12 protein-coding genes and 1 pseudogene are annotated in these 13,027 nt (G+C 62.8%); 4 read left to right on the plus strand and 9 right to left on the minus strand.

Features of this window, described 5'->3' with window-relative positions; genetic code table 11:
* Positions 1-63: 63 nt before the first annotated feature.
* Together ctaD and coxB are read right to left on the minus strand one after the other, a co-directional pair.
* The gene (gene ctaD, locus NKH21_RS04235) at positions 64-1,716 is read right to left on the minus strand and encodes a cytochrome c oxidase subunit I (protein ID WP_292657466.1); all 1,653 of its coding nucleotides are present in this window, start codon (positions 1,714-1,716) and stop codon (positions 64-66) included.
* A gap of 38 nt (positions 1,717-1,754) precedes the next feature.
* Positions 1,755-2,633: a cytochrome c oxidase subunit II gene (gene coxB, locus NKH21_RS04240; protein ID WP_352489615.1), complete on the minus strand. Its 879-nt coding sequence runs from the start codon at positions 2,631-2,633 to the stop codon at positions 1,755-1,757.
* A gap of 371 nt (positions 2,634-3,004) precedes the next feature.
* Here coxB and NKH21_RS04245 point away from each other — a divergent pair, with 371 nt between their 5' ends.
* From NKH21_RS04245 to NKH21_RS04255, 3 genes are all read left to right on the plus strand, one after another.
* Positions 3,005-3,529 carry an invasion associated locus B family protein gene (locus tag NKH21_RS04245; RefSeq protein ID WP_254818452.1) on the plus strand — a complete coding sequence of 175 codons (525 nt, stop codon included), beginning with the start codon at positions 3,005-3,007 and terminating at the stop codon, positions 3,527-3,529.
* A 127-nt stretch (positions 3,530-3,656) separates the two neighbouring features.
* Entirely contained in the window at positions 3,657-5,069 is a 1,413-nt protein-coding gene (tldD, locus tag NKH21_RS04250; RefSeq protein ID WP_352863193.1) for a metalloprotease TldD, read from the plus strand.
* 66 nt (positions 5,070-5,135) lie between these two features.
* Positions 5,136-5,843 (plus strand): NAD-dependent deacylase, encoded by a 708-nt coding sequence (locus NKH21_RS04255; protein ID WP_352661002.1) that lies wholly within the window; start codon positions 5,136-5,138, stop codon positions 5,841-5,843.
* Between the two features lie 248 nt (positions 5,844-6,091).
* On the opposite strand, the pseudogene NKH21_RS04260 reads toward NKH21_RS04255, so the two are convergent.
* The 4 genes and pseudogenes from NKH21_RS04260 to NKH21_RS04275 form a co-directional block, all read right to left on the minus strand.
* Positions 6,092-6,570, minus strand: a pseudogene (locus tag NKH21_RS04260) (RES family NAD+ phosphorylase).
* On the minus strand, positions 6,536-6,907 hold the full coding sequence (locus tag NKH21_RS04265) for an antitoxin Xre/MbcA/ParS toxin-binding domain-containing protein (protein ID WP_352660999.1): 372 nt from the start codon (positions 6,905-6,907) through the stop codon (positions 6,536-6,538). The pseudogene NKH21_RS04260 and the gene NKH21_RS04265 overlap by 35 nt, the downstream one beginning before the upstream one ends.
* 78 nt (positions 6,908-6,985) lie before the next feature.
* The gene (locus NKH21_RS04270) at positions 6,986-8,227 is read right to left on the minus strand and encodes a class I SAM-dependent RNA methyltransferase (protein WP_352863196.1); all 1,242 of its coding nucleotides are present in this window, start codon (positions 8,225-8,227) and stop codon (positions 6,986-6,988) included.
* Entirely contained in the window at positions 8,224-9,003 is a 780-nt protein-coding gene (locus tag NKH21_RS04275; protein WP_352660994.1) for a TlyA family RNA methyltransferase, read from the minus strand. The genes NKH21_RS04270 and NKH21_RS04275 overlap by 4 nt, the downstream gene beginning before the upstream one ends.
* A gap of 175 nt (positions 9,004-9,178) precedes the next feature.
* Here NKH21_RS04275 and NKH21_RS04280 point away from each other — a divergent pair, with 175 nt between their 5' ends.
* Positions 9,179-9,580, plus strand: a complete 402-nt coding sequence (locus NKH21_RS04280; protein ID WP_352660991.1) for a GFA family protein — start codon at positions 9,179-9,181, stop codon at positions 9,578-9,580.
* Positions 9,581-9,607: 27 nt separating this feature from the next.
* Here NKH21_RS04280 and NKH21_RS04285 read toward each other — a convergent pair whose 3' ends face one another.
* The 3 genes from NKH21_RS04285 to NKH21_RS04295 all read right to left on the minus strand — a co-directional run bounded on the left by NKH21_RS04285 (position 9,608) and on the right by NKH21_RS04295 (position 13,024).
* Entirely contained in the window at positions 9,608-9,901 is a 294-nt protein-coding gene (locus tag NKH21_RS04285) for a hypothetical protein (protein ID WP_352660988.1), read from the minus strand.
* Between the two features lie 207 nt (positions 9,902-10,108).
* Positions 10,109-12,022 (minus strand): 1-deoxy-D-xylulose-5-phosphate synthase, encoded by a 1,914-nt coding sequence (gene dxs, locus NKH21_RS04290; protein WP_352863199.1) that lies wholly within the window; start codon positions 12,020-12,022, stop codon positions 10,109-10,111.
* A gap of 81 nt (positions 12,023-12,103) precedes the next feature.
* A complete protein-coding gene (locus tag NKH21_RS04295) occupies positions 12,104-13,024 on the minus strand; it encodes a pirin family protein (protein WP_352863201.1) in 921 nt (306 codons plus the stop codon).
* Positions 13,025-13,027: the final 3 nt, after the last annotated feature.

Here is a 13,027-nt window from a genome sequence, read left to right on the forward strand (position 1 = left end):
CCATCATTCCGTTGGCCAAAACCGCCGGCCGGCCGGCGGTTCCGTATTAAAGGAGGCAACCGCCTACTTGATCTTCGGCAACTGTTCCCACTGGTGGAACGGCGGCGGCGAAGGCAGCTGCCATTCCAGCGTGGTCGCACCCTCGCCCCAAGGATTGGCGCCGGCGACCCGCTTCTTCTGGAACGCCTCGAAGACGCCGAACAGGAAGATGACGACGCCGACAGCCGAGATGTACGAGCCGTAGGACGACACCATATTCCAGCCGGCGAAGGCGTCGGGATAGTCGATATAACGACGCGGCATACCGGAGAGACCGAGGAAGTGCTGCGGGAAAAAGACCAGGTTGACGCCGACGAAAGTGACCCAGAAGTGGGTGTTGGCGATCACCGGCGAATACATGTAGCCGGTCATCTTCGGGAACCAGTAGTACCAGCCGGCGAAGATGGCGAAGACCGCGCCCAGCGACAGCACGTAGTGGAAGTGCGCGACCACGAAATAGGTGTCGTGCAGCGGGCGGTCGAGGCCGGCATTGGCCAGCTGCACGCCGGTGACGCCGCCAACGGTGAACAGGAAGATGAAGCCGATCGCCCACAGCATCGGGGTCTTGAGCGAAATCGACCCGCCCCACATAGTGGCGATCCACGAGAAGATCTTCACACCCGTCGGCACCGCGATGACCATGGTGGCAAAGACGAAATAGCGCTGGGTGTCGAGCGACAGGCCCGTCGTGTACATGTGGTGGGCCCAGACGATGAAGCCCACCGCGCCGATGGCAACCATCGCATAGGCCATGCCGAGATAGCCGAACACCGGCTTCCTCGAAAAGGTCGAGATGATGTGGCTGATGATGCCGAAACCCGGCAGGATCAGAATGTAGACCTCCGGATGGCCGAAGAACCAGAACAGGTGCTGGAACAGGATCGGATCGCCGCCGCCGTCCGGGGCGAAGAAGGTGGTGCCGAAATTGCGGTCGGTCAAAAGCATGGTGATGCCGCCGGCCAGCACCGGCAACGACAGCAGCAACAGGAAGGCGGTGATCAGCACCGACCAGGCGAACAGCGGCATCTTGTGCATGGTCATGCCGGGCGCGCGCATGTTGAAGATGGTGGTGATGAAGTTGATGGCACCAAGAATCGAGGAGGCGCCGGCGATGTGGATTGAAAGAATCGCCAGATCCATGGCCGGCCCAGGCTGGCCCGATGTCGACAGCGGCGGATAAAGCGTCCAGCCGCCGCCGACGCCATAGGCGCCGGGCGCACTCGGGACGAAGGCCGAGAAAATCAGCAGGATGAAAGCCGGCGGCAGCAGCCAGAACGACACGTTATTCATGCGCGGGAAGGCCATATCCGGCGCGCCGATCATGATCGGTACCATCCAGTTGGCAAAGCCGCCGATCAGCGCCGGCATCACCATGAAGAAGATCATGATCAGCGCATGCGCGGTGGTGAAAGCATTGTACATACTCTTGCCGCCGTCGATGGCGGCGTCGCCGTTCATGCCGTAGACCATCTGCGCCAGGCCAGTGAATATCTGGATGCCCGGCTCCTGCAATTCCATGCGCATGACGACCGACAAGGCGCCACCGATGCAGCCCGCCATGATCGCGAAGATCAGATAAAGCGTACCGATGTCCTTGTGGTTGGTCGAATACACCCACCGGACCCAGCCATGATATGGCTTGTGGTCGTGGTCGTCGTGAGCTGCAGCGTCTGCCATGGTCGGCTCCGTTCCCTGAATCTTTTCTGGTCGCGACATCAGTTGCCGGCGGCCGCTACCTTGTTCGTGCCATCGACCTCGGCCATCAGCGCCTTGTTGGCGCCGGGAAGGTCGGTCTTGGCTGCCGCCAGCCAGGTCTTGTATTGCGCATCGGAGACGACGCGAATGGCGATCGGCATGAAGGCGTGGTCCTTACCGCAGAGTTCCGAGCACTGGCCGTAATAGAGGCCTTCCTTATCGGCCTTGAACCACACCTCGTTGATGCGGCCCGGCACCGCATCGGTCTTGATGCCGAAGGACGGCATGGCAAAGGCGTGAATGACGTCGGTCGCCGTCACCAGCACGCGGGTCATGGTGTTGACCGGCACCACCATCTCATTGTCGACGGCGAGCAGGCGCGGATACGCGGCGCGATCTTCCTTGCCGGCAGCAGCCCTGTCGGCATCCTGAAGGATCGCGGAATTGAAGGAAAGCGTGTTGTCGACCTGGTATTCGTAGTCCCAGTTCCACTGATTGCCGGTCGCCTTGACGGTCAGCTTGGCTTCTTCGGGCGGCGTGTACTGCGCGGTCAGCAGCTGGAACGAGGGAATGGCGAGACAGAGCAGGATGACGACGGGACCGACAGTCCAGATGACCTCGATCAGCGTGTTGTGGCTGGTGCGCGACGGGGTCGGGTTGACGCTCGCCCGGAACCGCAAAATGCAGTAGGCGATCAGAAAAAGCACCAAGGCGGTGATCACGATAATGAACGCGAACGAGTAGTTCCCGAACCATTCGATCTGCCGCATGATGTCGGTTGCCGGAGGCTGAAAACTGGTTTCCCACGGTTGGGGCTGGGCTGCATGAGCGGATGCAGCGGCAAACAACGTGGCAGCAGCACTAGCTACGATTTTGGCGGTTGCCAGGAATTTTCTCATCGCCCTCGTCATCTCCCAGTTCCTCGCGATCGAACCGCAAGAATGTCGAACAATGCCGGGACGGGAATCCCGGACAATTCAAGGCTGGTTCAAACCATACTCTATTTGCCTCCGCAAGAAAGGAGCGCCGGAACCCGTGCGGCATTTTTGCGCGCAAGCGCGGCGCTGGCTTCGTGCGGTGACAGCTCGCCGCGAATCACCAGAGCGGCATCCGGGTAGAATGAGCCGCGCGGCGCGCGGAACCGTCGCAATTAGGGCGAAATTGGCACGGAAAAGCGCATTGTCGCCTGTGTCGGGGCAGATCGCCGGGGTCTCGTCCTTTACTTGGGTTTAGTGCGGCTTAAAGTGCCGTGATTCGCAATGGAGCCGTCATGAACCCTTGGCTTTCGAGAACCTTGGCGAAGGTCATCCTTGTTGCCGCCGCAATAGCCTTGCCCGGCGCCGGCCTGGCCAATGCCGCGCAGCCAAGCGGCACGGTGAAGTCGACGCATGGGGCGTGGTCGATCATCTGCGATACGCCGGCCGGTGCTACGTCCGAACAATGCGTGATGATGCAGAACGTCGTCGCCGAGGACCGCCCGGAAATGGGGCTTTCCGTCGTCGTGCTGCGCACAGCAGACAACAAGGCCGAAATCCTGCGTGTGCTGGCGCCGCTCGGCGTGCTGTTGCCCAACGGCCTCGGCCTCAATGTCGACGGCAAGGATATCGGCCGCGCCTACTTCGTGCGCTGTTTCCAGGACGGCTGCTATGCCGAGGTCATCCTGGAAAAGCCGCTGCTCGACACGCTGAAGACCGGAACGTCCGCCACCTTCATCGTCTTCCAGACGCCGGAAGAAGGCATCGGCATTCCCGTCGATCTCAAGGGTTTCGCCGACGGCTTTGCCGCCCTGCCCTGAACGCGGTGTTGTAGCACGATCCAGTGATGTTGACCGGCCGCGGTCACGGCGAATGTCATTTCAGATTGTCTGTGCGGGCCTTCGCGCCTACATCGTGGGAAACAATCCTCCTGCGAACGGATACGCCATGAACAGCCTGATCGGCCAATTCGACATTTCCGACGATCGCATCAAGCAGATCGTCGCCGAGACTATCAACGGCGCCGACGACGGCGAACTGTTTCTCGAATACAGCGAGAGCGAAGCGCTGATGTTCGACAATGGCAAACTGAAGACGGCGAATTTCAACACCGACCAGGGTTTCGGCCTGCGCGCCGTCGCCGGCGAAGCCAGCGGCTACGCCCATTCCAGCGATCTCTCCGAAGCCTCGCTGCTGCGCGCCGCCGATGCCGTTTCGACGGTGAAGAGCGGCTATTCCGGCACGCTTGCCGCAGCGCCCGCCCGCACCAACCGCCATCTCTACGGCGACGGAAACCCTATCCCCTCGCCTTCCTTCGAGGCCAAGGCCAAGCTGCTTCAGGAAATAGACGCGTGGCTGCGGTCCGAGGATCCGCGCGTCAGGCAGGTGACGGCGTCGCTCGCCGCCTCCTGGCAGCATGTCGAGATCGTGCGCGCCGACGGCCAGATGGTGCGCGACATCCGTCCGCTGGTCAGGATCAACGTGTCGGTGGTGGTCGGCGACGGCGACCGTCAGGAGAGCGGCTCCTACGGCACGGGCGGCCGCAAGGATTTTGGCGAATTCCTGGTCGAGGACAGCTGGAAGCACGCGGCCAAGGAGGCACTGCGGCAAGCGCTCGTCAATCTCGAAGCGGTTCCAGCACCTGCCGGCACTTTCGACATCGTGCTGTCGAGCGGCTGGCCGGGCGTCATGCTGCACGAGGCCGTCGGCCACGGGCTGGAAGGCGATTTCAACCGTAAGAAGACGTCGGCCTTTGCCGGCCTGCTTGGCCAACAGGTGGCAGCGAAAGGCGTCACTGTCGTTGACGACGGCACCATGCCCGAGCGGCGTGGTTCGCTGACCGTCGACGACGAAGGCACGCCTTCGGCCTATAACGTGCTGATCGACGATGGCAAGCTGGTCGGCTACATGCAGGACCGCCAGAACGCCCGGCTGATGGGCATGAAAGCCACCGGCAACGGGCGGCGCCAAGGTTACGCACACGAGCCGATGCCGCGCATGACCAACACCTATATGACAGCAGGCGGTATGGAGCCGGACGAGATCATCGCGTCGGTCAAGAACGGCATCTATGCCGTGTCGTTCGGCGGCGGCCAGGTCGACATCACTTCAGGCAAGTTCGTGTTCGGCTGCACCGAGGCCTACATGATCGAGAACGGCAAGGTGACGCAACCGATCAAGGGCGCCATGCTGATCGGCAACGGGCCGGACGCGATGCATCGCGTTTCGATGATCGGCAATGATATGAAGCTCGACACCGGCATCGGCATGTGCGGCAAGGCCGGACAGGGTGTGCCGGTCGGCGTCGGCCAGCCGCATCTCAGGATGAACCAGATGACGGTCGGCGGCACCAGGGTTTGATGCGGCGGCCGCGTTCCGGTAACATCGCCTTCTAAATGATGTTTCCGGATGCCGGTGTCTTCGACCATGTCCAAAGCCAAAATCGTCATCCTGACAGGCGCCGGCATTTCGGCGGAGTCGGGCGTCGCCACGTTCCGGGATCCCGACGGGGTCTGGGCGAAATACGACCTGCAGGACGTGGCCACGCCGCAAGGTTTTGCGCGCGATCCCGTAAAGGTGCAGGATTTCTACAATATGCGCCGGCGGCAGATGGGCAGCGTCGAGCCAAATGCGGCGCACGCCGCGCTGGCCAAGCTCGAGCAGAAATTCCCAGGCGACGTCCTCGTCGTCACGCAGAATATCGACGACCTGCATGAGCGCGCCGGTTCGCGCAAACTGATCCATATGCATGGAGAACTGGACCATGCCCTTTGCCTGGGCTGCGGGCAAAGCAGCGCCTGGGCCGACGACATCGCTGCCCATTCGGCCTGTCCAGCGTGTGGCGCAAAAGGTCAATTGAGGCCTGACGTGGTCTGGTTCGGCGAAATGCCTTACCGCATGGAGGAGATCGGCGAGGCGCTGACGCGCTGCGACCTGTTCGTGGCCATCGGCACCAGCGGCAGTGTCTACCCGGCAGCAGGTTTCGTGGAGGAGGCACGCGCGGCCGGAGCCGTAACAGCCGAACTCAATCTGAAATGCGCCGGCTGGGCCTCCCGTTTCGACGAGCAGATGGAAGGGCCGGCGACACAAGTGGTGCCTGCCTTCGTCGAGCGCGTCCTTTCAGGCGCAGGCTAGCACCGTCTGGTTATGCAGCCTTGAATTCAGCGCGCGATCAGCATCTTTGTTATGTCGGGAGAGGAAATTGTGATGGTCGGCGGAGAACAGCTAGAAGTCACCAGTTCGACCGACGATCAAGTCATACTGCCTGTTCCAGTCTTGCCCCTAACGCGGCCAGAGGACGTGTTTGGATCCCTGCCCACAGAGGCAGGCCGAAGACGTTGGAAGAGATGGAGGCGGGTGTGCTCGCCGCGGCTCGAATTGCCCTAAAGCCATGAAGCCGGTGTTTTCGGCAGGCGATGGTCGGGATCGATGATTTCAAGACGCGGAGCATCGTTTTCGTTCCAGCGCCACAGCGCGACGCATGTGCCGCCGGGCGACATGAAGGACGGGTAGATCACGCCGTGCAGCCCGTCGCCAAGCAAGCGGTCTCTCAGCTGATGCGTCTCGAGCACACAGCCTCTATCCACGATGTCACGCCATTCGCATCGGTGAATGCCCGCCGCTACACCAAGCTGCACCAGCGTATCGGCGTCTGTCAGGTCGGCCAGCCGGGCGCCTGACAGCTTCAATCGTGCAATCGGCGCCGGGTGCTGGACAAAAGCGCGCCAATCGGATTCCAGCGGCCGCCGAAGCGGGCCGCGCCGTCACCGGAAAGCGGCAGATGGGCCCAGCCCGGCACAAAAGCGCGCCACAGGGTCAGCCTGGTTTCAGGCATAGATGCCGGAGCGGACTGCCTCCAGATAGGCAAGCACCTTGTCCGTCTTACCTTCGCGAACCAGATCGTAGGCGGTCTTTCCGGCCCAACCGGGGATCGGCTGATGCTTGAACCAGATCGCCGCACGATGTTCATCACCGACCATCTCGCCGGCCGTCGCCAGGATACGGACGATGGGACTCAATGCGGCGTCGACCTTGCGCGCACCGGATTTGGCGGCAAGCGTGTTGCGCGCGAGACCGGTCAGCCCCGCCAGTTCTGTCATATTGACCCCTAGCAGTTCAGCGACCCGCCTTGGCGAGAGAAACGGCGCCCGCTCCTCGCCGAAGCGCGACGCCGAAATCTCAAAGGCTTTGGTGCTCATTGCAATTTCCTAGCACATTTTGAACAACGCACGTTCAAATGCGCTTTGTTGGTGCGCATTTCACGCCCATAAATGCTGCTAGCGCCTTCGCCTCGGCTTCTCCAACAGCGCCACGGCCTCGACATGCGGCGACCACAGGAACTGGTCGATCGGCGTCACGCTCTTCAGGGCGTAGCCGCCGTCCATGAGAATGCGTAGGTCCCGCGCCAGCGTTACCGGATTGCAGGACACCGCGGCGACGAGCGGCACGTCGGAGCGCGCGATCTGCTTCGACTGGTCCTCGGCGCCGGCGCGAGGCGGGTCGAAGACAACGCCGTCAAAGGCATTCAACTCCTTGGATGTGAGCGGCCGCCGGAACAAGTCGCGACGTTCGCCGGTCACCCGCTTCAGGCCGCTGGCGAAACGGAATGCCCGGTCGAGCGCCGCGAGTGCTGCCGCATCGCCTTCCACCGCGTGAACTTCCGATCTTGCGGCCAGGCGCAGTGCGAAGCTGCCGCAGCCGGCGAAGAGATCGGCGACCTTTTTGGCACGCGCGAGATGCTGGCCGACAATGCCGGCCATCGCTTGTTCGGCGGCCTCGGTCGCCTGCAGGAAAGCGCCCGGAGGCACTGCAACGGCGACGCCACCAAACAGGACGACCGGTTTCTTTGGTTCGATAATGATCTCGCCGTCGACCGACAGCCTGGCTAGCCCCTCGGCGATGATGAAGTTGGAGGCGACGCGGCGCTGGTTCTCGCCGAGCTTACCGGAATCGTGAACCGCGACATCGAGGCCGGAACCGGTTACCGTCACCGCCATGTGGAACGATTTGGTCGTGGTGCTGATCAGTCCGGCAAGCATCCTCAAACGGTCGAGCGCAGCGACGATCTGCGGCGCCGAGATCGGGCACTCCTCGATGGAGATGATTTCGGACGACAGCGCGCGAACGAAGCCGAACTGCATTCCCGCCTCGCTCCGCCGGGCGGTGAAGACGACGCGGCGGCGCGTGTGCGGCGCGCACGGCACCAGCGCGCCGACATCGCAAGCGATGCCCTTGCTCTTCAGCGCATGCACTACCTTTTCGCGCTTCCACTGGTGATAGGCTTCAGTCTCGAGATGTTGGACGGCGCAGCCGCCGCACGCGCCGAAATGCCGGCACGGCGGATCGACCCGCAGCGGCGAAGCCTCAAGCACCCACATCAAGGTAGCGCGATCTTTCTCCCGCGCGGCGGTGACGACCTCTCCCGGCAGCGCGAACGGAATGAAAACCTCGCCGGTTTCCGTCTCGGCGATGCCGTCGCCCTGCGAGCCCAATTTTGCGATCGTGAAACGGGTGCTCATCGCTTCTGGGTCTCGGTGTCCTTGATGCCGCCGAGCAGGAACTCGCGGTTGCCGTCGCCGCCCTCTATCGGCGACAGATGCAGCCCCAGCGAGCGCCAGCCGGCAATGGTGTCGAGCCAGTCCTGCATCAGGCCGGCAATGCGCGCCGCATCATAGGGGTCCTTCAGCAGGCCGCCCTTGCCGATCGCCTCGCGGCCGGCCTCGAATTGCGGCTTGACCAGAAACACAGCTTTTGCGCCGTTCCTGGCCAAGGCAAGCGCCGGCGGGAGCGCCAGTTTCAGCGAGATGAAGCTGACATCCGAGACGATGAAATCCGGCACACGGCCGCCGAGATCGGCGGTAGTCAGTTCGCGCGCATTCAGGCCTTCAATTACCGTCACGCGCGGATCGCCGGCAATGTCGGAGTGCATCTGGCCGTGCCCGACATCGATCGCCGTGACATGCGCCGCGCCGCGTTCGAGCAGCACCTGCGTGAAGCCGCCGGTCGAGGCGCCGACATCGAGCGCTTCGCTGCCGGTTGGGTCGAGCGCGAAATGGTCGAGACCAGCCTTCAGCTTCAGTGCAGCGCGCGACACGTAACCTTGCGCCGGATCGTCAACGACGATGTTGCACTCAGGCAGAACGGCCTGGCCCGGCTTGAGGGCGACGATGCCGTCGACCGTCACGGTGCCGCGCTCGACCGCGTCGCGGGCACGCGAGCGGCTGGCAAACAGACCGCGCTGGACGAGCAATTCGTCGAGCCGCTGGCGTATGCTGGCTGGCGGAAGGGAAGTCATCGGCCTTCATGGCGAAAGCCAACGATGATGGCAAGGATATTGGCGATGAGAGAAGGCATAGTTGGAAAAGCGGGTGAACTCATCAGCCGCAGCGCTGTTTGTCGAACCTCGCACGAGACCCGACGCAATGCTAAGAAGGAGATGCCGTTTAGCCGTCGAAACGTGGAGGAGGAACATGCTGACGGGAACCTGCCACTGCGGCGCAGCCCACTGGACCCTGGAGGGCGATCCCGGTTCGATCACTGCCTGCAATTGCACACTTTGCCGTCGCTACGGCACGCTCTGGGCTTACGACTATGTCGACGAACGAATCCGCCTTGCGGGGCCTGTAAGCGCCTATACGCGCGTCGGAAAGGCCCATCCTTCGCTTGAGATTCTCTTCTGTCCAACCTGCGCTTGCGTCCTTGCATGGCGCGGTCTGCATGCCGATGCCGCCGGTCGCTACCGTATCGCCGTCAATGTGAGGCTTGCGCCGCCCGAGGCTGTCGCCGATCTCCCGATCGACCATTTCGATGGTCTCGATACATTCGAGGATTTACCGAGAGATGGTCGCTGTGTGCGGGATATGTGGTTCTAGTTTCTAGCGTCTCTTCGGGATCATGCTTTAGAATATGATCCGCGAAACCCGCCGCTCGACGGCCGGCGTCAGACCGTCGCTGCTGTCGCCGGACACCTGCGTGCGCGGCCGGTCAATGGAAATGGACGCCTTCGGCAAGGTGTCGGGGCAGACGACGAATTGCGGCGCCTGCGTGTCGGAAAAGCCGCCACGGATTTCGCCGATCTTGCCGGCGACGATGCCCATCACCGCCTTTTCGAGTTTGCGGTCGTAGCGCGTTTCGGCCGCGGCCGACGCGGCGAAGATTGCCATTAGCGCGATGCCGCCCAAAAGCGATCTCATTGGTCTTCATTCCCCTGCCGGTCGCTTTCTAGCAGGGCAGCGTTGAAGAACGGCCAAAGAACACGGTAAGCAAATCGCCAAACGGCTGCGTAAACAGCATGTTACGACCGTCCGCCGGCGATTTGATTCAAGCAGTTGAGATTTTGATTCAGACTAGCATCTTGCAGCAAAGTTGAATCGCTTCGGCGTCGCCGGAATGCGTCCAAGCTAGGCGCGCTGGGCCTGCGCTGTGTGCCCCAGCGCCACGAACACGGTGCGCACGATGCCGGCGCTGTCCAGCCCGGCGTCGGCATACATCTTTTCCGGCTTGGCATGGTCGACGAAAGCGTCGGGCAGCACCAGCGGGCGCACCTTCAAGCCGCTCTCCAGCAGCCCTTCATGGGCCAGGAACTGCAGCACATGGCTGGCGAAGCCGCCGACCGCGCCCTCTTCCACCGTCACCAGTATCTCGTGCGAACGGGCCAGCCGCCGGATCAGATCTTCGTCGAGCGGCTTGGCAAAACGGGCATCGGCGACCGTGGTAGAAAGCCCTGCCGCGCCGAGCTCCTCGGCCGCGGCCAGGCAATCCTGCAGCCTGGTGCCGAAGGAAAGCAGCGCTACCTTGGTGCCCTCCCTGACGATCCGGCCCTTGCCGATCTCCAACACCGAGCCGCGTTGCGGCATCTCGACACCAACGCCGTTACCGCGCGGGTAGCGGAAGGCGATCGGGCCGTCATCGTAGCTTGCAGCGGTGCGTACCATGTGGCGCAGTTCGGCCTCATCGGCCGCCGCCATGACGACGAAACCGGGCAGCGTCGCCAGGAAGGTCGTGTCGAAGGCGCCGCAATGGGTGGCACCATCGGCGCCGACGAAGCCGGCGCGATCGATCGGAAAGCGCACCGGCAATTTCTGGATTGCCACGTCGTGGACGACCTGGTCGTAGGCGCGCTGGAGGAAGGTCGAGTAGATCGCAGCGAAAGGCTTGAAGCCTTCCGTGGCAAGACCGGCGGCGAAGGTCACCGCATGCTGCTCGGCAATGCCGACATCGAAGGTCCTCGCCGGAAACGCTTCGCCGAACAGATCAAGCCCGGTGCCGTTCGGCATGGCGGCGGTGATGGCGACGATGCGGTCGTCCTCTCGGGCCTCCTGGATCAGGCTTTCGGCAAACACCTTGGTGTAGCTCGGCGCATTGGCGGGCGCCTTGGCCTGGGCGCCGGTAATGACGTCAAATTTGTTGACGCCGTGATATTTGTCGGCGGCCGCCTCGGCCGGGGCATAGCCCTTGCCTTTCTGGGTCACGACGTGGATCAACACCGGGCCGTCGGCATTGTCGCGGACGTTCTTCAGCACCGGGATCAGGTGCTCGAGGTTGTGACCGTCGATCGGGCCGATGTGGTAGAACCCCATTTCCTCGAACAGCGTGCCACCGGTGACGTAACCGCGCGCATGCTCGACCGCGCGCTTGATGGCGCGATCGGCGCGCTCGCCGAGATAGGACGTCAGCTTCTTGCCGAAATCGCGCAACCCAAGATAGGTCTTGCCTGAGGCGAGCCGCGCCAGATAGGCGCTCATCGCACCGGTCGGCGGAGCGATCGACATATCGTTGTCGTTCAAGATGACGATTAGCCGGGCATCGAGTGCGCCGGCATTGTTCATCGCCTCATAGGCCATGCCGGCCGACATGGCGCCGTCGCCAATAACGGCAATGACATTGTTGCGGCCATCGGACAGATCGCGCGCCATGGCCATGCCGAGGCCGGCTGAAATCGAGGTCGAGGAGTGGGCTGCGCCGAACGGATCGTATTCACTCTCGACGCGACGCGTGAAGCCGGACAGGCCGCCCTCCTGCCGCAGCGTGCGGATGCGGTCGCGGCGGCCAGTCAGAATCTTGTGCGGATAGGCCTGGTGGCCGACGTCCCAGATCAGCCGGTCGTCCGGCGTCTTGAACACGTAGTGCAGCGCGACGGTCAGTTCAACGACGCCAAGGCCGGCGCCGAGATGCCCGCCGGTGTGCGAGACGACGTCGATCAGTTCGGCGCGAAGCTCTGACGCCAGCTGCGGCAGGTCGCCTTCGGCAAGCGTGCGCAAATCGGCTGGGACGCGGACCTTGTCGAGAAGCGGCGTATCGGGCTTTGCGTTCACTGTTTGCGAGCCTGGTCAGATTTTCTGTTCATCGTGAAATATGCCGCTGGCCGGCGAATGTAAATGTGGCGGTAACGCGCATCAGCTTTCGGGCAGTGGGATGAACTCTTGCTCGTCTCCAGGAACGATATCGAAGCGGCCTGTCTTCCATTCTTCTTTCGCCTGCTCGATGCGTTCCTTTGAGGACGATACGAAATTCCACCAGATATAACGTTTCGAACCGAGCGAAGCGCCGCCAAACAGCATGAAATGGGCGCCGCCCTCCGATGAAACAACGACCTCATCGCCAGGCCGGAAAACCAGCAGCCGCTCGGCCGGGAAGCGGTCACCGGATATCGAAACCTCGCCTTCCAGCGTATAGATGGCGCGCTCCTCGGCATCGGCCGGGATCTTCACGCTGGCACCCGGCGCCAGCCTGAGATCGGCATAAAGCGTGTCCGAAGCGGTGGCGACCGGGGAGCGCAGTCCGGAAAACGCACCGATGACGATACGACCGCTAACCCCCTCGGCGTCGATTTCGGGCAGGCGCAGGGCCGCGGTGTTTTCGAAGACCGGCGCGACCTCCTCCTTGCCGTCCGGCAGCGCCAGCCATGTTTGCAGGCCAGAAACCGACATCGGCGCGCCGCGCAATTCTTCCGGCGTGCGCTCCGAATGGACGATGCCACGGCCGGCGGTCATCAAATTCACATCGCCGGGTTGGATCACCATCTCGGTGCCGAGCGAATCGCGGTGCCTGATCTTGCCGTCGAATAGGTAAGTCACCGTCGACAGGCCGATATGTGGATGCGGACGGACGTCGAGCGCCTGGCCGGCCCGCAGAACCGCCGGACCCATGCGGTCGAAGAAGATGAAGGGTCCGACCAGCCGGCGCCTGGCCGTCGGCAAGGCGCGGCGAACCTGAAATCCGCCGATGTCCTTGGCGTTCGGAATGACCATCAGTTCGATCTGATCGCTGGCGAAGGCATCGCCCATCTGCGGATCGTTTCCGGGAAAGAAGCTCACGCG

Source organism: Mesorhizobium sp. M1329, assembly GCF_040318035.1.
Lineage (GTDB): Bacteria > Pseudomonadota > Alphaproteobacteria > Rhizobiales > Rhizobiaceae > Mesorhizobium.

What these genes read in the sequence shown, in the direction of transcription:
- NKH21_RS04280 (WP_352660991.1), top strand. Translation starts at nt 9,179, where the DNA reads ATGCTGACGGGAACCTGCCACTGCGGCGCAGCCCACTGGACCCTGGAG.
- coxB (WP_352489615.1), bottom strand. Translation starts at nt 2,633, where the DNA reads ATGAGAAAATTCCTGGCAACCGCCAAAATCGTAGCTAGTGCTGCTGCC.
- NKH21_RS04270 (WP_352863196.1), bottom strand. Translation starts at nt 8,227, where the DNA reads ATGAGCACCCGTTTCACGATCGCAAAATTGGGCTCGCAGGGCGACGGC.
- tldD (WP_352863193.1), top strand. Translation starts at nt 3,657, where the DNA reads ATGAACAGCCTGATCGGCCAATTCGACATTTCCGACGATCGCATCAAG.
- NKH21_RS04255 (WP_352661002.1), top strand. Translation starts at nt 5,136, where the DNA reads ATGTCCAAAGCCAAAATCGTCATCCTGACAGGCGCCGGCATTTCGGCG.
- NKH21_RS04265 (WP_352660999.1), bottom strand. Translation starts at nt 6,907, where the DNA reads ATGAGCACCAAAGCCTTTGAGATTTCGGCGTCGCGCTTCGGCGAGGAG.
- NKH21_RS04245 (WP_254818452.1), top strand. Translation starts at nt 3,005, where the DNA reads ATGAACCCTTGGCTTTCGAGAACCTTGGCGAAGGTCATCCTTGTTGCC.
- NKH21_RS04275 (WP_352660994.1), bottom strand. Translation starts at nt 9,003, where the DNA reads ATGACTTCCCTTCCGCCAGCCAGCATACGCCAGCGGCTCGACGAATTG.
- NKH21_RS04285 (WP_352660988.1), bottom strand. Translation starts at nt 9,901, where the DNA reads ATGAGATCGCTTTTGGGCGGCATCGCGCTAATGGCAATCTTCGCCGCG.
- ctaD (WP_292657466.1), bottom strand. Translation starts at nt 1,716, where the DNA reads ATGGCAGACGCTGCAGCTCACGACGACCACGACCACAAGCCATATCAT.